The organism is Rudanella paleaurantiibacter, from assembly GCF_009184635.1.
Lineage (GTDB): Bacteria > Bacteroidota > Bacteroidia > Cytophagales > Spirosomataceae > Rudanella > Rudanella paleaurantiibacter.
The window spans coordinates 155,156-175,994 of sequence record NZ_WELI01000011.1; the positions used below are offsets into that span (position 1 = coordinate 155,156).

Sequence of the window (20,839 nt, forward strand, 5' to 3'; positions counted from 1 at the left end):
TTTGTAACGGGCGTTGAGCGAAGGGGGTAAAAATGGGCTTACTCTACTATCTGAAAGTAGGGATAGTAGGCTTTATTGCTTTTTCGGGAGTTACGATACAGGCATATTCCTTACGATCTTAAACCCCTTTGTGCATGAAGTCCATTGCCAGATTTTCCACCATAGCGTTTGTCTTGCTGTGCATGTTCAGCTTGACGACAGCCGCTGCCAAACCCGCTCCTCGCTTACGGGCGCTCATCATCGACGGCCAGAATAACCACGTACAATGGCCCAAGATTACGTTCATGATGAAGCGCTATCTGGAAGAAACGGGCAAATTCTCGGTTGATGTTCAACGGACCTATTACACCTGGGAGGGCGAGGAGTTTATCCGAAACTACCCCCTCGACGGTATGCGGCCCACGCGGGCGTTGTCCAAAGCACGTATGGATTCGAGCTTTCATCCGAATTTCTCGGCCTACGATGTGGTGATTTGCAACTTCGGTTGGAATGCCGCCCCCTGGTCCGATGCGACACAGGCCGATTTTGAGCAGTACATGAAAAAAGGTGGAGGGCTGGTGGTGATTCACGCGGCTAACAATTCATTTCCGTTGTGGCCGGCCTATAACCAAATGATTGGTCTGGGTGGCTGGGGCGACCGTACCGAGAAAGACGGCCCTTACGTCTATTATGACCAGACCGAGAAACTGGTGCGCGACATGCAGCCGGGTAAGGCTGGATCTCACGGGGCACAGGCCGAATTTGTGGTCAAGGTTCGGGATACAAAGCACCCGATCACAAAAGGGATGCCCACAAACTGGTTACACAGCCGCGACGAGTTGTATGATCGGTTGCGGGGGCCGGCCGAGAAAATGGATGTGTTGGCCACTGCTTTCTCGCCCAAAAGCAATCGGGGTACCGACCGGCACGAACCCATGCTGATGACGGTTCGGTTTGGTAAAGGGCGCATTTTTCATACGCCATTGGGTCACGCCGACTATTCAGTTGAGTGCGTAGGCTTCATTACCTGCCTCCAACGCGGTACACAATGGGCTGCCACCGGAAAAGTCGATATTCCGATTCCGGCGGACTTCCCAACTGAGCAACGGGCCAGTCAACGCAAATTCGACCGGTAAGACGCTCTCATATACTGAACACCCCGCCCGGTGTGTCGCTCGTTTCACTCGAAATTGATCGACGCATCAGGCGGGGTGTTTTCATTCGATGGTGTTTGGTTTTTAGCAATAAGAACAAACCTTTTTTCGCCAGTACCTACGGAAGGTTTGAACGGATCTCCGGTTGCGAGTGACAGTTTACCGCGCGTTATCAGAAGCCTTCTTGTTACCACACTCGGGCCAACTCGTCTATATTTTAGGAGACGTTCGTATAATTTCGTGTAACCTATGCAACTTGAATGTGGTCTGTGCCGCGTGCGGTCCTGGCAGTTTGGCGATGAAGTGAACCTTCATACCCACGCCAACAACCGAGCCATCTGGCTAAATCTGCGCGACAGTTTCCCGTTTCCCTACACGCCCACCGATGCCCAACGTTGGATTCAGTACGTGGTAGATCCGGCCGTTGAGCTCAATTTCGCGCTCGATGTGGGTGGTGAAGCCGTAGGTAACATCGGCCTGCGCTTTGGTGATGACATTGACCGGTACTCGGCCGAAATCTGGTACTGGCTCGGCGAAGCGCATTGGGGTAAAGGAATCATTACGGCCGCCCTCCGCGCCTTTACAGATTATGCCTTTGTGCAGTACCCGCTAACCCGCCTGTATGCCATGCCGTATGCGCATAACCTGGGCTCTATTAAAGTGCTCGAAAAGGCCCGCTTTCAGCGTGAGGGTGTACTACGAAGCAGTGCGGTAAAAGACGGCATTGTACTGGATAAAGTGCTCTACGCTTACCTATCGAGCGATTGGCTGAATGCCCCTGCCAACGGTCATGAATCATAGATTTTGTGCCAAACGGTACCAAAGTCTATTCCCTCACCCATACGTATGAATTCTCTCTTCAACAGAGACCAGGCCGCTGCCGGGCCTACCCTTGTCGATCTGCTGGTTCAGCAGGCACAACGAACCCCCGATAGGGTTGCGGTTGTGTTTGGGCAACATGGGCTTACCTACCGCCAACTCGATGAGCAATCGAACCAATTGGCTCACCACCTGATACGTCTTGGGGTGCACGAAGAAACGTTGGTTCCTGTCTGCCTCCATCGTTCCTTGTCAATGATTGTGAGCTTGTTAGGTATTCTGAAGGCCGGTGGCGCGTATGTACCCATCGATCCCGACTACCCGGCCGAGCGGATTCGGTATATTCTCTCGGACGTAAACGGGCCGGTGGTACTTGTTGATGAAGCGGCCAAAGCCAAACTCCAGAACCTGAATCCTGAAGCGACTCTGCTGAGTATAGATGGTGAGTGGGACCGGATTGCGCAGGCAGCAACCGAGCTTCCGCAAACGGGGCTAACACCAGCGCACGCGGCTTACGTTATTTATACGTCCGGCTCAACCGGCCAACCGAAGGGGGTGATTATTGAGCACCGAAATGTGGTTCGGCTGTTCTTTACCGATTCGCCCCTGTTCCACTTTGGCCCCGATGATGTCTGGACCCTGTTCCACTCGTTTTGCTTCGATTTCTCGGTCTGGGAAATGTACGGGGCCTTGCTGTTTGGGGGGAAGCTGGTGGTGGTTCCGCAATCGGTAACCAAAGATGCTCAACAGTTTGGCGATTTACTGCACCAGGAGGGCGTGACGGTTCTGAACCAAACACCCTCGGCGTTTTATGCCTTGCAGGAGCAGGTGGTGGGTCACATTGATTCGTTACCGCTTCGCTACGTCATTTTTGGGGGCGAAGCCCTGCACCCGGCCCGGCTGAAGCCCTGGTTTAAAGCCTATCCCGGCTGTGCACTGATCAACATGTACGGAATCACGGAGACTACCGTGCACGTGACCTATCTGGCTCTTACCTCGGCGCACATAGTGGATGAGGTAAGTGGAAATGCCGGGTCGCCGATTGGGGTGCCGATCCCCACGCTCACGACCTACATTCTGAATCCCGACGGGCATGAGGTGGGCGTTGGGGAGGTTGGCGAGTTGTATGTAGGTGGGGCCGGATTGGCCCGTGGATACCTGAACCGGCCGGCGCTAACGGCGCAGCGGTTTATTGTGAATCCGTTCGGCACCGAGCCGGGCGACCGACTGTATCGCAGTGGTGATTTGGCTCTTCGACTGCCCGACGGGAATATGGTCTATCAGGGCCGGATAGATGAGCAGGTGAAGATCAGAGGGTTTCGGATCGAATTGGGTGAAATTGAAACGGCGCTCCTCCAGTACCCGGGGGTACAACAGGCGGTTGTACTGGCCCGCGAAGACGCCCGGGGCGACAAACGACTGATTGGATATGTGGTCATGCCAATCGGTTTCGACCGGGTGGCGATACGTGCGTTTTTACAAACACGCTTGCCTGCTTACATGGTGCCCGCCTTGCTGTTGCCAGTAGAGGCCATTCCGCTTACCCGCAACGGGAAAGTGGATCGTCGGGCCTTGCCCAATCCTGATGCCTCCGAGTTATTGAGCAGTGCATACGCGGCTCCACAAACCCAGATTCAGGAGAACCTCATTACGGTTTGGAAAGAAGTGCTTCAGGTGGGCCGGGTGGGCATTCACGACAATTTTTTTGAGCTGGGCGGCAATTCCCTGTTGGCCATCAAAACCGTCACGACGCTCGCGCAGACCTACGCCTACGATTTTTCCGTCACGAAGCTCTATCAATATCCGACCGTAGAGGCTTTGGCCGATTTTCTGAATGGGTCGTCTAAACCTTCTTTGCGTACGCGTAGCCGCAAGCCGCGCCTTGCCGACGATACGGATATAGCGGTAATTGGCATGGCCGGGCGCTTTCCCGGAGCCTCCTCGCCCGAAGCACTTTGGCAGGTGGTGGTCAATGGTCAGGAAACCATACGGTTTTTCGCCGATCAGGAGCTGGACCCTTCATTGCCCGACACGCTCACACTCGACCCGGCCTATGTGAAAGCCCGGGGAATTCTGGAACAGGCTGACCAGTTCGACGCCGAATTTTTCAATCTGAATGGGAAACTGGCGGAGGTAATGGACCCGCAGCAGCGTGTTTTTCTGGAGATTGTGTGGGAGGTGCTGGAAAAAACGGGCCACCTGCCTTCTCATTTCGACGGTGAAATTGGCCTGTGGGCGGGTTGTGGTAATAACACGTATTACCTGAACAACATCTTGACAAACCCCGAGGTGCTGAATCAGGTTGGGGCGTTTCAGGCGATGACGGTCAACGAGAAAGATTTCATTGCGTCGCGAACGGCCTATCAGTTGAACCTGAAAGGCCCGGCAGTTAGTGTGTATTCCGCCTGTTCATCGTCGTTGTTGGCCATTACACAGGCCGTTGATAGCCTGCGACTGGGTCAGTGCGACGTGGCCGTTGCGGGCGGAGCCAGTGTAACGGCTCCGATCAACAGTGGACATTTGTACGAAGAGGGGGCCATGCTTAGCCGGGATGGCCATTGCCGCCCGTTCGATGCCGAAGCCAGTGGTACTGTGTTTAGTGACGGGGCTGGGGTTGTTTTGCTGAAACGGCTGGTCGATGCCCAGCAGGATGGGGATACGATTTATGCCGTAATCAAAGGTGTTGGGGTAAACAATGATGGTGGGGGAAAAGGGAGTTTTACGGCCCCGAGTGCTGAAGGTCAGGCAGTAGCCATCCGAAAGGCACTTGACGATGCTAAAGTTGACCCAGCCACCATCAGTTACGTTGAAGCACACGGCACGGCCACACCTCTGGGCGACCCCATTGAGCTGGAGGGGCTGAATCTCGCCTTTGGCCAAACGGACCGGAAGCAGTATTGTGCGATTGGCTCGATCAAAAGTAATCTGGGGCATTTGACGGCTGCGGCTGGGGTGGCTGGTTTTATCAAAACAACGCTGGCACTGCATCATCGTCAGCTTCCTCCATCTATTGGTTATCGGCAACCAAATCCAATTATTGATTTCTCCGGCAGTCCGTTCTACGTAAATAACAGCTTACAACCGTGGCTTACCGGCGAACCGGGCTTGGAACCGACAAAGCCCGCTCAGCCGCGCCGGGCGGGGGTTAGTTCGTTTGGGGTTGGTGGCACCAATGTGCACACTATTCTGGAAGAATATGCTCCCGTACCGACGGTTGAGATTGAGGAGTTGGATAAGCCCACACGTCGTGCTCAACTTGTTTGCTGGTCGGCTAAATCGGAAGCCAGCCTGAATGCCTATCCCGATGAACTGGCAACCACGCTGTTGCAAGCTGATGCCCCCGGCCTGACCGACGTTGCGTACACCTTACAAACCACCCGGCCTCCGTTCGATTTCCGGCGGTTTGTGGTCGCCGATTCTGCCGAAGAGCTTGTACAGCAACTACGTACCGAGACCGCTGACCCCCTATCGACTGTCGCTGAAAGCCCCGGCGAGTTGGTATTTATGTTCCCCGGTCAGGGGGCTCAGTATCTGAACATGGGGCATGAGTTGTACCAAACAGAGCCTGTGTACCGGGATGCCGTTGATAAGTGCGCTGAGTACCTGCATGGCCTGTTGGATGTAGATATCCGAACGGTGCTTTTCGCGCTGGACAATGAAGAGGCTCAAGTGAGGCTCAAAAATACGCGCTATACCCAGCCAGCTCTGTTTACGACGGAATACGCGTTGGCCCAGCTCTGGATGAGTTGGGGAATTGCCCCGACGCTGTTTTGTGGGCACAGTATCGGAGAGTTTGTGGCGGCTCATCTGGCGGGCGTTTTTTCTCTGCCCGATGCACTCACCCTGATTGCGACCCGTGGCCGATTGATTAGTGAATTACCGTCGGGCCGTATGCTATCGGTGCGCCTGGACTCGGAGAAATTGCAGTTCATGCTTCCGCCGGGGCTGTCTATTGCAGCCGTCAACAGCCCGCAGCAATGTGTGGTGGCTGGTCCCGCCGAAGTGGTTGAGCGGTTGGCTACCCTACTGGACAGACGGCAAATTCCGAACCGGATGCTGGAAACAAGCCATGCGTTTCACTCAGCTATGATGGACCCAGCCGTAGCGTCATTTGCGTCCACTGTGGGGCAAGTTTCGCTGCAAAACCCTCGCAAACCGATTGTCTCGACGGTGACGGGGACGTGGCTAACCGACGCTGAGGCCACCGACCCTATGTACTGGGCTACCCATATGCGGCTCCCTGTGCAGTTTGCCCGCGCGTTACGCACACTCGCTGAAGTGCCCAACGCGCTATTGCTGGAGGTGGGGCCGGGTACGGTTTCTACGGCTTTAGCCCGCCAGCAGGGTTTGGAGAAACCGCTTCGGGTGGTTGCCAGCATAGAGGCACAAGCCGGTCGGGGGTCGGAATCGCGGGCAATTTTAAACGCACTGGGTACTTTGTGGACGTGGGGTGTTACCCCCAATTGGACTGGCTTGTACGCGGGCTCATCCCCGAAAAAAGTGCTATTGCCCACGTATGCGTTCAACCGAAAACGCTGCTGGGTTGACCCGGTAAGTGCCTCATTACTAGTGAACACAGGCAGCCTTCAGGCAAACAAACCTCCACAGGCGGATTTAACTCATTCAACGACAAGTATGTCAACTCCGAGCTCAAGAATAGAGGCACTCTTAGCCATTGTCAGAACGTTACTGACCGAAACGGCTGGTGTAAACAGTGGAAATGTAGGGCTGACCAGCCGTTTTCTGGACCTTGGCCTCGATTCATTGGCGTTAACGCAGCTTTCGTTTCAGCTTCGGAAGAAATTTGATTTGCCGATCTCGTTCCGGCAGCTTTCGGCTGAGTACAACACGCTGGAAAAATTACTGGCCTACCTCGATAGTAAATTGCCCGCCGATGCCTATCGGCCTGTTGTGCCAAAACCTGCTGAAGTCACCTCGCCCAATCGAGTGGCACTACCGGTGATTCAACCGGACATTGCGCCGGTTTCGCTACCCGTGAATAATGCGGGTGTTGCCTCAACGTCTGTTGTTCACGGTCTTACCGATGCCCCTTCGGTTGTGAATTTATTTGCGCAGCAGATTCAGATTTTAAATCAGCAACTGGTTATTTTACAGGGTGGTGCCATTGCAAATAGTGCTCCTGCACCAACCCAATTTACGCCGTCACCGGCCGAGGTTCCCCCGACCCCTGAGCCTGTAACGGTGACCAAAGCCTTTGGGGCTGGCGCGCGAATTGAGCGGCATATTACGGCTCTGAGCGATTCGCAAAAGCGGTTCCTGCACGAACATGTGGAGCGTTACAACCAAAAGACAGCCAGTAGCAAAGCGCATACCCAGCAATACCGACCTTGGATGGCCGACCCCCGGGCCGTGACGGGTTTCAAACCACTGACCAAAGAAATCGTGTACCCGATCGTCGTCGATAAGTCGCTCGGGAGCCGGTTGTGGGACATTGATGGGAATGAATACATTGATGTGCTCAGTGGCTTTGGCTCGATTCTGTTTGGGCACCGGCCTGATTTTCTGAATAAAGTTCTTCATGAACAACTCGACAAAGGCTACGAGATTGGACCACAGCACCGGCTGGCGGGCGAGGTTTGTCAGATGATTTGCTCGTTTACCGGCTTTGAGCGGGCGGCCCTCTGCAACACAGGTTCCGAAGCGGTGCTGGCAGCCATTCGGATGGCCCGCACCGTAACCGGTCGCTCGCTGGTGGTGGTGTTTACGGGCTCTTATCACGGCATTTTCGACGAAGTGATTGCTCGCGCGGGCAGTTCGCAACAATCGTACCCGGCGGCTTTGGGAATTCCCTCGGAGGCTGTTCAAAATTTGCTCATTCTGGATTACGGCACCGACGAAAGCCTGGCCATCATTCGCAAACGAGCCAACGAATTGGCGGCTGTATTGGTCGAACCCGTACAGAGCCGACGGTCTGAATTTCAGCCGGTTGAGTTTTTGAAGAAAGTCAGAGAAGTGACAATGGAGTCGGGAACGGCCTTGATTTTCGATGAAGTCATCACCGGATTCCGTATGCACCCTGCTGGCGCTCAGGGGCTGTTTGGTATCCAGGCCGATTTGGCTTCGTATGGTAAAGTGGTGGGTGGTGGCTTACCCATTGGCGTGGTTGCGGGTAAGGCAGCTTTCATGGATGCACTCGATGGTGGCTTCTGGAATTACGGCGATGCGTCGTATCCTGAGGCTGACATAACGTTTTATGCGGGTACCTTTGTACGGCATCCGCTCGCGCTCGCTGCTGCTAAGGCTTCGCTTACCTACATGCAAAAACAAGGGCCTGCTTTGCAACAGCGATTAACGGATAAAGCCCGCAGGTTGGTAGAAGCCATGAATCAGTTCCTGACCGAAAATAGGTTGCCACTTCTTGTTGCCCAGTTTGGATCACTCTGGAGAATTAAGTTTACCGAAGATGTTCCGTACAGTGAGCTGTTGTTTACGCTCATGCGTGAGCGAGGTATTCATATTTGGGATGGTTTCCCGTGTTTCATGACCGAAGCGCATACTTCGGATGACATCGACCGGGTTCTCGATGCCTTTACTCAAAGCCTTCAGGATTTAGCCGACGCGGAGTTTTTACCCAACATTACCGTTCGGCGGAAAGGCAAATCGACTCCGCCGGTTACAGGTGCCCGCCTGGGCCGCGACGAATCCGGAAATCCTGCCTGGTTTGTCCCCGACCCCGAGCGACCCACCAAATTTTTGCAGATAATTTCGAACTAACCTGAGGTGTTGATAATATATCTATTTGATTACTTCCGCGAGTGCCTTCGCCAGGTTCAGGCTGACACACGGTTTGAGGGCCGCCAGTCAGCCTGAGCCTGTCGAAGGCACTCGCGGAAGCTATTTCCATTATTCACTGTCCATTTACCTACATACTTTCTCCGCCCCGGTCTGATTTCGCTACCGAAATTTGGTCGGGGCGGTCCGCTTGTGGGCATAACAGAGTAGAGAACCAAATGAAATCTTTCACCGTCTCATAAATTATGATTTGCAAGAATTGGTGAAAAGAGGAAAATGTATCATCTTTAAGGAGCTAAATTGATGAGGATGAAGGAGCTTCGTAAACCGGATAGAGCCGGACAGCAGGGGTTAGGTGCTATGCAATCGCGACTGACGGTGAGTCAGCTGATCCGGTACTTCGCGACGGACTTGCCGAAGTCGAGTAACTATCCCCGGCATGCCCGTGCGTTTGTCGAGGCTTGTTTGCAAAATAGCGTTCCGATTGATGGTGTCAGCTTTGCGCAGTACACGGCCGAACTGCCACCCAATCGCGTTTCGCCGATACGGAAATTCATGCTGTTCTACCAGCAAATAGGTCAGCCCACTGTCGTTCCTGACCCGCGCGTGCCCAAGCTGCCACCCGCTATGAATGAGCTGGTACTTCGGTTTGTCCGGGAGGCAAAAAACCTGCGGGGCGATCACTCCAAAGAAACCTATACCAAGGCTCTAAATTCCTTTTTTTTGTACGTCGATGGACAGGTACAATTGGGGCAGCCGGCTTCGCTAAGCGGACAGACGGTAGGCGATTTTGTGGAGCATTTAAAAGCCGAAGACTACTCGCCTTTTACGGTGAATCTGTACTTGTCGGCCGTTAAGCAATTGGCCTTATGGTGTATTCGTAAACGGGACGACTTAGGGCTTAACGAGCAACAGATCAATGCCTTGCGCGATATTAATGATATTCGAGGGCTAGCCATTGAGCGCACATTTTACAAGGATAGTCTGGAAGAAAATGAACGGCGTGATTTGCTTGCCGTACCCGAGTCGGCGCGTGATTTGGCTATTCTGGCGCTACTGAGTCTGGAAGGGCTGCGCACGGTAGAGGTAACCCGGTTGCGTCTCGGCGATCTGGATTTCGACCGGGGGCAATTACGGGTACTGGGCAAAGGGAAACATACCCGTAAACCAATCAAGTTTTTTGCCGATTGCCGAAGTGCCATCGAAGCCTTTCTGCGCGAAACCGAGCGGTGGCCGCTTACACCCGCCCGGCAAAACGAACCGCTGTTCGATGAATTAAAGACGCATCAGATCCGCTATATTGTCGATAAACATTTGCGTCAGCAGGGGCTGAAACGGAAGGGTATGTCGGCGCACAGTTTGCGCCATACGGCCGGGCAGCTTCTGCTCGAATCGGGGGTAAGTTTGGAGCATGTGCAGCAACACCTCCGGCACGAGACGCTGGAAACAACGCAGTTTTACACTAAAAAGCAGACCCAAAAAACGTATCTGGATCAAATGCCCGACTGATTCTGACCGGAATCAGGTTTATTCTGACGCCCTCTTAGGACGCCAGATTTTGAGGTGGAATCAAACTGCTCCCTTAAAAAATGCGCTCCTGCAACGAAGCCGTCAGTAGCTCTCGATTGATCCAGGCTCCTGTTTTGGCACCGCCTGCAACCGCCTGAGTAACCTGTCGGTACAGCGTTTTGGTATCTCCGGCGGCAAACACGCCCGGAACGGATGTATCACCAACCTCACCGACTTTAATCAACCCGTTTTCCTGTAGTTCGCAGCCCAACTGCTCGGCAATGTTGGTATGCTGGCGGAAGGGAACGCGGGAAAACACTGCACTGAGCGGCTTTGTGCTATCGTCTGCCAAGAGCAGATGGGTAAGCATTCCGGCCTGATGCGCAATAGCCTTTATCGGCGTTTCAACAATCGGAATGTGCAGCTGGCCCAGCACGTTTTTCTGTGTGTCGGTCAGTGTCGATGGGCCGTTGGTGAACAGCGTCAGGTGGCCCGCCCAGTGCTGAATGAGGGTAGCCATCTCGTAACCGACCTCACCGTTTGCCAAAACGCCCAGAGGTTGCCCGTGAACTTCGTACCCATGACAATACGGGCAGTGAAGTACCGAGCGCCCCCAGCATTCGGCAAAGCCTGGCAAGTCGGGCATGATGTCGAAAACGCCGGTTGCCAGCAGCAGCCTGCGAGCTGAGAAGTCTTCGCCCGCATCAGTTGCCTCTGGTTGTGTCGTCACCCGAAATCCCTCCGTTTGCTTTTCGGCCTTCACGACCAGTCCTGTACGTAAGGTCACGTTAGGATAGTGGGTCAATTGCTCACGGGCGATGGCCAGAAGTTGAGTGGGCGATTCGCCGTCGCGGGTTAGAAAGCCGTGTGAATGAGGAGTTTGGCGGTTGCAGGGACGCCCGGCGTCGATAACCAGTACCTCCCGGAGCGAACGACCCAATACCAGCGCGGCACTCAGTCCCGCGCAACTCCCTCCAATGATGATTACGTCGTAAATCTTGTTGGTTGTCATACTGTGGAATGGTTTACTCCCAAACTGGAAATGGGTCCTTAAAGCGGCCGTTGGCTTCCATATGCGCTATTTCTGGTTCGGAGCACAGGCATTGGTCTAATTCGGCGCGTATCTGAGGCTCGTTTAGATCCTGACCGATAATGACCAGTTCGTTTTGCCGGTCGCCAAAGCGTTTGTGCCAGCGACGTTCGATCTGGTCGCGGTTGTCCAGGAATGAACCGTATCGAATACGCTCCTGAAACGGCATGGAGGCCCACCAAACCCCAGCTCGTTCGGCCCGGAGGCTACCCCCGGCCTGGCTAAAGTTGAGAGCTTCGTTGGGCCGTGAAGCGAGCCAGAACAGGCCTTTACTGCGGATAATCCCCGCCGGAAAATGTTCACTCAGGTATTGCCAGAAGCGCTCCGGGTGAAACGGCCGAACGTCGCGGAACACAAATGAGCGGATACCGTACTCTTCGGTTTCGGGCGTGTGACTGATGCCGTTCTGGTGATTTTGCAACTCCTGAATCCAGCCCGCCGATTGCGATGCCTCATCAAAATCGAATAGGTTCGTATGTAGAATCTGAGCCGGATCGACCTTTGAGAATTGTGATTCGATTAGTTTGGCTGAAGGATTGAGTGTGTGCAGAATGGCTTTGAGTTCGCCGACCTGATGCCGGGTTAGCAAATCGGTCTTGTTTAAAATCAGCACGTTAGCGAACTCAATCTGGTCGGTGAGCAGGTTTACAATGGTACGCGTATCGGAGGGGTCATCATTGAGAGCCCTTCCATACACATTGTCGATGGAGCCAAAATCTTTCGGGAAGTTGAACGCATCCACAACCGTTACGAGCGTATCGAGCCGGGCAAACCGGGAAAGGTCAATGCCATTCTCCGCATCCACAAACGAAAAGGTTTGGGCTACGGGTAGCGGTTCCGAAATCCCGGTAGACTCAATCAGGAGGTAGTCGAAGCGATTTTCACGGGCCAGTTTTTCTACTTCCTGCATGAGGTCTTCGCGCAAGGTGCAGCAAATGCAACCATTCGACATTTCGACCAGCTTTTCTTCGGTGCGCGATAGGGTACTTTGCTGATGAACCAGTTGTGCATCCACATTGACCTCACTCATATCGTTGACGATAACCGCCACTTTGAGGCCCTGTTTATTATGCAGTACGTGGTTGAGAAGGGTGGTTTTACCGGCTCCCAAAAAGCCGCTCAGGACCGTAACAGGTAGTTTTTTCATTGCCAAAGGGTATCGTGCGGGATAGATTGCCGACGCAACCATGCACGGAACTATGACAAAGGTATTCCTTTTTGCAACAAGGTTGCAAAAAGGAATAAATAAAACTTGCTGTCGCGTTCAAGTTTTACAGGCTGGGCGTTTGTCGAAGTAGATCAGACGAGCCAGCATCGGGTTCTTTCGAGAAACATTGTCCGAGCATTGTTTCCAGTTCGGCGGTTTTGAGGCCACGACCGATGAATACCAGCCGACTCACTCGTTCGTCGTCAGTCTGCCACGGTGCTCCGTCCACCAACGTAAGGGTCTGGCCAACTGACTGAACGACCCATCGCTCGGCCCGCGACCGGTCATAAATCACCCCTTTTATGCGGTACAGGTCTTTGCCATGAAACAGGAGCAAGGTAGTCAGGCGGTGGTACAACCGGGTTAAATCCAGCGACTTGGTGAACCGGAAGCTGACAGAAACCAGATTGCTGTGCCGATGGTGATGGGCTTTGGGCGGGGCCTCTGCGAGTTGTGGCTGTGCGGTTGGCGTTGAATAAGCCCCGGGCAAATTGGGCCGGGTGGGCGTGAGCCGGGCAATGCCAGCGGTCTCGGATTCATCACGCACTACGGCCAGCAGTTCGGCAATCGGATAAGCCTCTTTATGACCAACCAGCACCTCCGCCAACGGGTTAATCTCGTTCAGGGTTGTGCGTAGTCGGGTTAGGTACTCAGGGCTCACGCGGTCGGTTTTGTTGATCAGAATAACATCGGCAAACGAAATCTGGCCAATAGCTTCTTCGGTGTCACGGAGCTGATCTTCAACCAGTTCGGCATCCACGAGGCAGATCACCCGCTTGATACAGAAGGCTTCCTGTACCGCGGGCACCATCATAAACGGAACCGCAATATTCGACGGATCAGCGATACCGGTTGTTTCAATAATCAACTCGTCGAAGCTGTGCTGCCGCTGGCTCAGGGCGTCCAGTACATCGAGTAAGTTGTTGCTGAGGGTACAGCACAAACAGCCGTTACTCAGTTCGGTAATGTCGATATCCGGTCTGACAATCAGTTCGCCGTCGATGCCCTCTTCTCCAAACTCATTCTCGATCAGCGCGAAGCGCCGGCCGACTTGCTCATTCAGTAAGGCATTGAGCAGGGTGGTTTTGCCCGATCCCAGAAACCCGGTCAGGATGGTTACGTCTTTTGCCATTGTGGTATTAAGGTAGCGCTACGGTTTCGATCAAAGACCTGATTCGTTGTGTTCGTACCGATGCAAAACGGGGTTCAAGGTGTACGTAAATGCATTCATCCAGATCGGGTCGATTCAGTAGCTGATTAAATTCATCGCGGAGGTAGGTTCTGACAGGGGCTGTTGAGTTTATTAGCTTATTTTCAACATCCGAAACCTGATCGAGAACAAAAATAATATCCTCAAAGTCGGTACTCCATCGAAGGTCTTCCCCTCCACGTCCTTTACAGGCTTCCCATTTTGATGCCACGAAGTAAGGCAATGTAAATATCTTGATGGACGTTTGCTCATCCAGTTTGCAGGACATTGCCGTACGGAATCCATCTGCATACCAGCGATTACTAAAGCCAAGAATCGACGGATCGGTGGGCATTATGTCAACGGTGATTCCTTGAACTACGTACCGGCAGATTATGCCCGACATGACATCGTTCTGAAAACCAATTGATCTAAGTTGAGAATCCAGTTCGCTATACAACCCATACGTGGCCAGTTCGACAACCACATCTACGTCATCGGTTGGTCTGATATCGGACGATGTGTTGGAGTCGACGTAAAGGGATACGGTAGCGCCCCCTACAAATACAATGTCTTGCTTTAAGTGGGCCAGCAAGTTGGCCACAACCCGCAGCCGTAAGCGGTTCACCTCGCCTGCTACACTCATGTTAAAATGCGATCTTGTAACATTGTTTTCGCCAGTACCATTTCGCGGGCCTTACCTACGCGCAATACATCTGTCAAAGCTAGTAAGTCATATAAATTGCCGTCCAACCGGCAGGCCTGGGGGACGGTTATGTAAAGTGGCTCAATGGCCTGTCCTCGCACGGTTCCGTACGCATCCGGCCAGACGTACGCTTCGGATGAAACGAATGATCTGGCTAGTAATGGTGCTGAATGGGCTGTTGGCATACCGACAACCATAGCGCCCGGTCGTTGTGGAAATACGTAACGCAAACCGTGTTGCAAAAACTCCAGCAATGCCCGACGCATAACCGAACGATGTGTATTGTCGATCAATCCGGCTATTTCGGAACGATTCATCGACTCGCTTACCTCCGAAGCGCTTATCTGAAGCCATCCGGCCAGGTCTTTTTTTAGCCAGCCTTGTTCGCCCAGTGCAATTATTTTCAGCAGCACCACAATGTCCAGGGGCCGCATTCCATTGTGTTTCTTCATGCAATTTGCAATTTGCGAATTGCAAATTAACAAATTTGCGCTCGCAAAGTAGCTTGCATCAACTAAAAACAGCCTGACAGGCCACATTCGACCTATCAGGCTGCGACTCGTTCACTTTACCTGACCCCTATTCCTTAATTCCAGCCGCCACCTAGGGCGCGGTACGCATTCACCATCGCGTTGAGTTGCTGCATTCGCGTTTCGACCAGATCGAACCGCGATTCGAGCGCATCGCGCTGTGTCAGCAACACCTCCATGTAATCAGCGCGCGCCGACTTGAACAAGGTATTGGAGATGTTGGTGGACTGAAGTAGCGCATCAACCTGCCGAGCCTTGAAATCATAGCTCTTTTGGAGGTTATTCATATTTGCCAACTGATTAGCCACTTCGATGTAAGCGTTTAGAATGGCGCGTTCGTAATTGAAAACGGCCTGAATCTGCCGGGCATTGGCACTGGCGTACATAGCCTTAATCGCGTTCCGGTTGACCAATGGGCGGCTCAACCCACCCACCAGCGAGTAAAGTAGAGATTCGGGAGAGAGCAACAGGGCCGGATTGTATGCGTTAAAACCTACCGCAGCTGAAAGGTCTAACGAAGGCAGAAAATTGGCTCGCGCTACCTCAACATCAAGTCGGGCGGCTTCGAGTTCGCGCTCTGCCCGGCGGATATCCGGCCGGTTCTGTAACAGCTGCGACGGAAGACCGGCCCGCACCGGCTGAGGAACCAGCAGGTTGAAATCCTGAGTGCTCCGTTGTACCGGTTGCGGAAACCGACCCACGAGGAAATTGATCCGGTTTTCGGTTTCGGTGATCCGCTGCTGAATGTTGTATTGGAGGCTTTGCGTACCCAGAACTTGGGCCTCGAACCGCCGGACAGCCAACTCCGTCACCCGCGCCGACTCTTTCTGCGTCCGCACAATGTTCAGGGCGTTTGTCTGAATCTCAATATTTTTACGAACAATATCCAGTTGATTGTCAAGGCCTAATAACTCATAGTACGAATTGGCAATCTCGGCAACGATGTTTGTGACGGCGAAGTTTTTGCCTTCAATGGAAGACAGATACCGGGTTGCGGCCGCGCGCTTTGCGTTGTGCAGCTTGTTCCAGATGTCGACCTCCCACGAGACGTTGGCCGCCAGCCGAAAGTCGGGTAGCGGGTTGGGGAAACGACGACCGGGGCGAATCTCGTTGTTTTCTTCCACAGCCCCCGGCCGAGTGTATCGGCCCACCTTGTCGACCCCCGCATCGGCCCGCAGACCCACAAAAGGCAGGTACTCCCCGGTTCGCGCCCGGATGTCGTTCTGGGCAATCTGTATCTCCTGCAGCGTGATGTTCAGCTCCTGATTATTGTGCAGGGCCGTGTCGATCAGGGCAGCCAGGTAGGGGTCGGTAAAGAACTCCCGCCAGATTAGTTTGCCTGTATTTACGGAGTCCTGTCCCGCGCCAAAACGTACGGGTACGGTGCGGTTCTCCGTTCGGCCAACCAGCATTGGCGTTTTGCATGAGGTGATAGCCAGCGTCAGAAAAGCTACGCTTAGCCCACCTGAAATAAGTCGTTTAAACATGGTTTTCGCGTTCTTCAATGACAGGGAATGTGTCGATTTGATGGACAAGGTTCTCGCTAAGGGGCTCATCTTCTTCATCCCGGATAAGCTTGCGTCCGTCGGCAAGGTGAGCGAAAATGTAGTACAGGCCGGGGATGATAACGACGCCCAGAATGGTTCCGAACAACATACCGCCCATAGCCGAGGCACCAATGGTCCGGTTGCCAATGGCCCCCGCACCGGTCGCAATCAGGAGCGGAATCAGACCGGCCACAAACGCGAAGGAAGTCATCAGAATGGGTCGGAAGCGGACCTTGGCTCCCTCGATGGCTGCGTTCAGGATGGAGGCCCCCTCCTGTCGTTTTTGCACCGCAAACTCCACAATCAACACGGCATTTTTACCCAGCAAACCGACGAGCATAATGAGGCCGATTTGGGCGTAGATGTTGTTTTCGAGCCCCATCAGCTTGAGCATAAAAAACGAGCCGAACACCCCAACAGGTAACGAGAATACCACCGCCAGCGGAATGATAAAACTCTCATACTGAGCCGCCAGTACCATGTACACGAAGGCCAGCACAATCAGGAACACATACAAGGACTCATTGCCCCGGATGGATTCGTCGTACGAAAGGCCCTCAAACGCAATGTCGTAGCCTTTGGGCAGCGTTTGGGACGCCACTTCGCGGATAGCCTCAATGGCTTCGGCGGTGGTGTACCCTTTGGCGGGTAGCCCCTGAATAGCTGAGGAGTTGTACAGGTTAAAGCGGGTGATCTCGTTGGGGCCCTGTCCTTTTTTGAGTTGCATGAAGGCCGAGTAAGGCACCATTTCGCCCGCATCGTTCTTCACAAATAGTTTGAGCAGATCCGTTGGCAGACGGCGGAAACTGGGGTCCGACTGTACATAAACCTTAAAGAACTGATTGAATTTGATAAAGCCCTGCTCGTACGTGCTACCAATCATGATGTTGAGGTTGTCCATGGCTTTGCCAATCGAAACCCCCTTTTGCATGGCCAGTTTATTGTCGATGACCAACTCGTACTGCGGGTAGTTGGCCGCGAAGAATGTAAACAGGCCGGTTAGCTCTTTGCGTTTGCCCAGATTGTCCATAAACTCCTTGTTCACCCGGTCGAACTCGCGGTAATCGGTATCGGTGTTCTTATCAAGCAAACGCATCGAGAAACCGCCCGAGGTACCAAAGCCCGGAATGGCGGGTGGTTCGAAAAACTCGACGATAGCCCCCAGACCGCGCGATTTTTCCTCCAGCTCTTCCATGATTTCCTTCACGTTATGGTCGCGTTCCGACCAGGGCTTGAGGTTAATCAGACAGGTGCCTGCGTTGGAGCCCCGGCCTTCGGTCATGATCTCGTAGCCAGCCAGTGAGGAGATGGACTCGATACCTTCGACGCCCCGGCAGATTTTCTGCAAAGCCTGCGACACCTGATTGGTTTTCTCCAGGGTGGAACCCGGAGGGGTCTGAATGATGGCGTAAATGGTACTCTGATCTTCATTCGGAATAAAACCGGCTGGGAGAATCTTGTTCTCGTACGCAATACCCAGACAGAAGAGTGCCAAAACTCCAAACGTGACCACCCGGCGGTTGACAATCAGTTTCAACAGGCCTACATAACGCCCGGTCAGCTTGTCGAAACCCCGGTTGAACCGGTCGAGAGCCCGCGTCAGCAGGGTTTTGCGTCGGGTGTGGCCGTGATGGTTTTTCAACAACATAGCGCACAAAACCGGTGTCAGCGTCAAGGCAACCAGGGCCGAAATCACGATGGATGAGGCCATCGTAATGGAAAACTGACGGTAGAATGTACCCACAGGACCCGTCATAAACGAGATGGGCAGAAACACGGATACCATAACCGCTGTGATGGCAATAATAGCCCCGCTGATTTCACCCAGCACTTTCCGGACAGCCCCAAACGGTGATATATGAGGCTCTTCTTCCATTTTTGCGTGCACGGCCTCAACCACCACAATGGCATCATCGACCACAATACCGATAGCCAGTACGAGGGCAAACAGGGTGATGAGGTTGATGGAAAGACCGAAGAACTGAATCACAAAAAAGGCTCCGACCAACGATACCGGAACGGCCAGAATCGGAATCAGCGTAGACCGCCAGTCGCCGAGGAACACGAAGACGACGAGTGCTACCAGAAGAAAAGCGTCGCGGAGGGTGTGAATCACCTGCTCAATAGATGCGTCGAGAAACTGCGATACGTCGTAGCTGATTTTGTAGTCGACACCCGGCGGAAACGACCCTTTCATGGTTTCGAGTTTCGCCTTTACTTCATCAATTACCTCACTCGCATTGCTACCGTAGTTTTGCCGCAGTACAATAGCGGCCGAAGCCTGCCCGTCGAGGTTGGAGTAGATGTCGAAAAATTCACTACCCAGCTCCACGCGGGCAATATCGCGCAGGTGAATACTTTCTCCCTCGGCATTGGCCCGAATAATGATGTCTTCGTACTCTTTGGGTTCGCTGTAGCGGCCTTTGTAGGTGAGCACGTATTCGAGCGACTGAGCCGCAATACCCGAACTTTGTCCGATACGACCCGGCCGGCCAATGATGCTTTGCTCGCCCAGAGCTTTCATCACTTCTTCCGTCGAAATATTGTAAGCCCGCATCCGGTCGGGGTTGAGCCACACCCGCATGGCGTACCGTCGGCTACCCAGAATCTGCGCGCGGGCAACGCCCTTGGTCCGCTGGATTTCGGGGATCATTTTGACCGTCGCGTAGTTGAACAGGAATTTTTCGTCGATGCGCTTATCCTTCGAATACAGGTTCACGTACATCAACATACTTGGCTGCACGGGTGTGATAATTACCCCTTCGCGCTGCACCAGTTCGGGCAGCAGCGGCATCACCTGATCGACCCGCGTTTTAACCCGGACAACGGCGTCGTTGGGGTCGGTACCTGGCTCAAAAATAATGCGGAGGGTAGCCTCGCCCGCGCTCGTGGCATCGGTAGCGATGTAGCGCATGTCCTGCACCCCGTTGATGGCCTGTTCGAGCGTGATGAGCGTCGATTTTACGAGTACATCAGCACTGGCACCGGGATACGCAATAAATATGTTGACCGTAGTCGGGGCAATATCGGGGAATTGTGAGATGGGAAGCTTTTTGATCGCCAGTACGCCAACGAAGACGATCATGACCGATATTACAATTGCGAATACGGGTCTGCGTATGAATTTTGAAAACATAAAAAAGAAAAGTTTACAGTTTTCGGTGTACAGTTTTCGGGTGGTCGTATCAGTGATGTCGTTCAACTGCCGTCCGAAAACTGCACACGCAAAACTAGCTGCACTATTCAGCGTAAAGGCTTAGGTTCGAGATCACGGCTTCGGGCCGCTGGTATTTCACGTGCACTTTTTCGTTTTCCTTAACCTGACGCAGACCTTCCAGAATGATGGTGTCGTCTTTCTTCAGGCCACTCTGCACCACGAAAATGTGGGGCATTTCGGCGGCAATTGAGATTTCCCGCGACCGTACCACCCCGGCTTTGTCTACTACGTACACGTATTTTTTCTCCAGCACCTCAAACGTGGCTTTCTGCGGAATAATGAGGGCGTTACGGAGAGGGACTTTCATACGCACAAGTCCTGTTTCGCCGTGCCGCAGTAACCCCTGTGGGTTTGGGAATGTGGCCCGAAACGCGATGTTGCCCGTTTCGTTATTGAAGTCGGCTTCGATGGTCTGCACCACGCCCGGATGCGGGAATACCTCGTTGTTGGCCATTACCAGATTCACGTTTACGCCGTTGTCTTTCTGGTGGGTTTTGTAATCGAGGTATTCGGCCTCGGGTACGTTGAAGTACACCCACATTTTGCTGTTATCCGACAGGGTTGTGAGCAAATCACCTTCGTCGACAAGGCTACCCAGCCGTACCTGAAAGTGGTCCATGATGCCGCTAAACGGAGCCTTGATTTGGGTGAACTGCAAATGCGTTTTAGCCAGTGCAACCTCGGCATTTGCCTTATCGAATTTGGCTTTGGCGAGTGCCAGCTCATTTTTTGAGACAATATTGCTGTCGGCCAGCCGCTTGGTGTTCTGGTACTCAATGCCGACATAGTTGGCCTCGGCCTGTGATTTCTGCAACTCGGCATTGTAAACCACGGGCATGATCTGAAACATCAGTTGTCCATTTTTTACGTGCTGGCCTTCATCGACAAAAATCTTTTGTAGATACCCCTTTTCGAGGGCGCGGACCTCAATGTGCTGAATAGCCCGAACCTGACACACGTACTCTTTGGTGGCCGTTGTGTCTTTGAGTAGAGGGCTGGTCACCGGGTAGCTAACCGCTTCCTCTTTGTGCTCTTCCGCTTTGGTCGAACAGCCTACGTTGCCCAACAAGGCACTCAGGCAGCTAAGCAGGAGAATTTTTCTGGTATGAACCGTAATGAACATGGTTGTATTGACGGGA

Annotated in this window: 12 protein-coding genes; 4 read left to right on the forward strand and 8 right to left on the reverse strand. The window is 53.4% G+C overall.

The annotated features are described in order from the left end of the window. Window positions 1-182: 182 nt before the first annotated feature. From F5984_RS22205 to F5984_RS22220, 4 genes are all read left to right on the forward strand, one after another. Complete coding sequence (locus tag F5984_RS22205; protein WP_152126470.1) at window positions 183-1,115, forward strand: ThuA domain-containing protein; 933 nt, start codon at window positions 183-185, stop codon at window positions 1,113-1,115. A 267-nt stretch (window positions 1,116-1,382) separates the two neighbouring features. Beyond that, window positions 1,383-1,934, forward strand: a complete 552-nt coding sequence (locus tag F5984_RS22210) for a GNAT family N-acetyltransferase (protein ID WP_152126415.1) — start codon at window positions 1,383-1,385, stop codon at window positions 1,932-1,934. Window positions 1,935-1,979: 45 nt separating this feature from the next. Continuing rightward, the gene (locus F5984_RS22215; RefSeq protein WP_152126416.1) at window positions 1,980-8,687 is read left to right on the forward strand and encodes a polyketide synthase; all 6,708 of its coding nucleotides are present in this window, start codon (window positions 1,980-1,982) and stop codon (window positions 8,685-8,687) included. 327 nt (window positions 8,688-9,014) lie between these two features. Beyond that, window positions 9,015-10,214: a tyrosine-type recombinase/integrase gene (locus F5984_RS22220; RefSeq protein WP_246169268.1), complete on the forward strand. Its 1,200-nt coding sequence runs from the start codon at window positions 9,015-9,017 to the stop codon at window positions 10,212-10,214. 73 nt (window positions 10,215-10,287) lie between these two features. On the opposite strand, the gene F5984_RS22225 is transcribed toward F5984_RS22220, so the two are convergent. The 8 genes from F5984_RS22225 to F5984_RS22260 all read right to left on the reverse strand — a co-directional run bounded on the left by F5984_RS22225 (window position 10,288) and on the right by F5984_RS22260 (window position 20,823). Further along, window positions 10,288-11,226 (reverse strand): NAD(P)/FAD-dependent oxidoreductase, encoded by a 939-nt coding sequence (locus F5984_RS22225; RefSeq protein ID WP_152126418.1) that lies wholly within the window; start codon window positions 11,224-11,226, stop codon window positions 10,288-10,290. Window positions 11,227-11,239: 13 nt separating this feature from the next. Continuing rightward, window positions 11,240-12,451, reverse strand: a complete 1,212-nt coding sequence (locus F5984_RS22230) for a GTP-binding protein (RefSeq protein ID WP_152126419.1) — start codon at window positions 12,449-12,451, stop codon at window positions 11,240-11,242. 124 nt (window positions 12,452-12,575) lie between these two features. Beyond that, on the reverse strand, window positions 12,576-13,643 hold the full coding sequence (locus tag F5984_RS22235) for a CobW family GTP-binding protein (protein WP_152126420.1): 1,068 nt from the start codon (window positions 13,641-13,643) through the stop codon (window positions 12,576-12,578). 7 nt (window positions 13,644-13,650) lie between these two features. Further along, window positions 13,651-14,346 carry a hypothetical protein gene (locus F5984_RS22240; protein ID WP_152126421.1) on the reverse strand — a complete coding sequence of 232 codons (696 nt, stop codon included), beginning with the start codon at window positions 14,344-14,346 and terminating at the stop codon, window positions 13,651-13,653. Further along, window positions 14,343-14,858 (reverse strand): hypothetical protein, encoded by a 516-nt coding sequence (locus tag F5984_RS22245; protein ID WP_246169271.1) that lies wholly within the window; start codon window positions 14,856-14,858, stop codon window positions 14,343-14,345. Before F5984_RS22245 ends, F5984_RS22240 begins: the two co-directional genes overlap by 4 nt. Window positions 14,859-14,992: 134 nt before the next feature. Beyond that, window positions 14,993-16,423 carry a TolC family protein gene (locus F5984_RS22250; protein WP_152126422.1) on the reverse strand — a complete coding sequence of 477 codons (1,431 nt, stop codon included), beginning with the start codon at window positions 16,421-16,423 and terminating at the stop codon, window positions 14,993-14,995. Then, window positions 16,416-19,619: an efflux RND transporter permease subunit gene (locus F5984_RS22255; RefSeq protein ID WP_152126423.1), complete on the reverse strand. Its 3,204-nt coding sequence runs from the start codon at window positions 19,617-19,619 to the stop codon at window positions 16,416-16,418. Before F5984_RS22255 ends, F5984_RS22250 begins: the two co-directional genes overlap by 8 nt. A 103-nt stretch (window positions 19,620-19,722) precedes the next feature. Beyond that, window positions 19,723-20,823, reverse strand: coding sequence for an efflux RND transporter periplasmic adaptor subunit (locus F5984_RS22260; RefSeq protein ID WP_152126424.1), 1,101 nt, complete (start codon window positions 20,821-20,823; stop codon window positions 19,723-19,725). Window positions 20,824-20,839 lie beyond the last annotated feature (16 nt).

Coding starts and splice junctions, on each gene's coding strand:
- F5984_RS22205 (WP_152126470.1), top strand. CDS start 183: ATGTTCAGCTTGACGACAGCCGCTGCCAAACCCGCTCCTCGCTTACGG.
- F5984_RS22210 (WP_152126415.1), top strand. CDS start 1,383: ATGCAACTTGAATGTGGTCTGTGCCGCGTGCGGTCCTGGCAGTTTGGC.
- F5984_RS22215 (WP_152126416.1), top strand. CDS start 1,980: ATGAATTCTCTCTTCAACAGAGACCAGGCCGCTGCCGGGCCTACCCTT.
- F5984_RS22220 (WP_246169268.1), top strand. CDS start 9,015: ATGAAGGAGCTTCGTAAACCGGATAGAGCCGGACAGCAGGGGTTAGGT.
- F5984_RS22225 (WP_152126418.1), bottom strand. CDS start 11,226: ATGACAACCAACAAGATTTACGACGTAATCATCATTGGAGGGAGTTGC.
- F5984_RS22230 (WP_152126419.1), bottom strand. CDS start 12,451: ATGAAAAAACTACCTGTTACGGTCCTGAGCGGCTTTTTGGGAGCCGGT.
- F5984_RS22235 (WP_152126420.1), bottom strand. CDS start 13,643: ATGGCAAAAGACGTAACCATCCTGACCGGGTTTCTGGGATCGGGCAAA.
- F5984_RS22240 (WP_152126421.1), bottom strand. CDS start 14,346: ATGAGTGTAGCAGGCGAGGTGAACCGCTTACGGCTGCGGGTTGTGGCC.
- F5984_RS22245 (WP_246169271.1), bottom strand. CDS start 14,858: ATGAAGAAACACAATGGAATGCGGCCCCTGGACATTGTGGTGCTGCTG.
- F5984_RS22250 (WP_152126422.1), bottom strand. CDS start 16,423: ATGTTTAAACGACTTATTTCAGGTGGGCTAAGCGTAGCTTTTCTGACG.
- F5984_RS22255 (WP_152126423.1), bottom strand. CDS start 19,619: ATGTTTTCAAAATTCATACGCAGACCCGTATTCGCAATTGTAATATCG.
- F5984_RS22260 (WP_152126424.1), bottom strand. CDS start 20,823: ATGTTCATTACGGTTCATACCAGAAAAATTCTCCTGCTTAGCTGCCTG.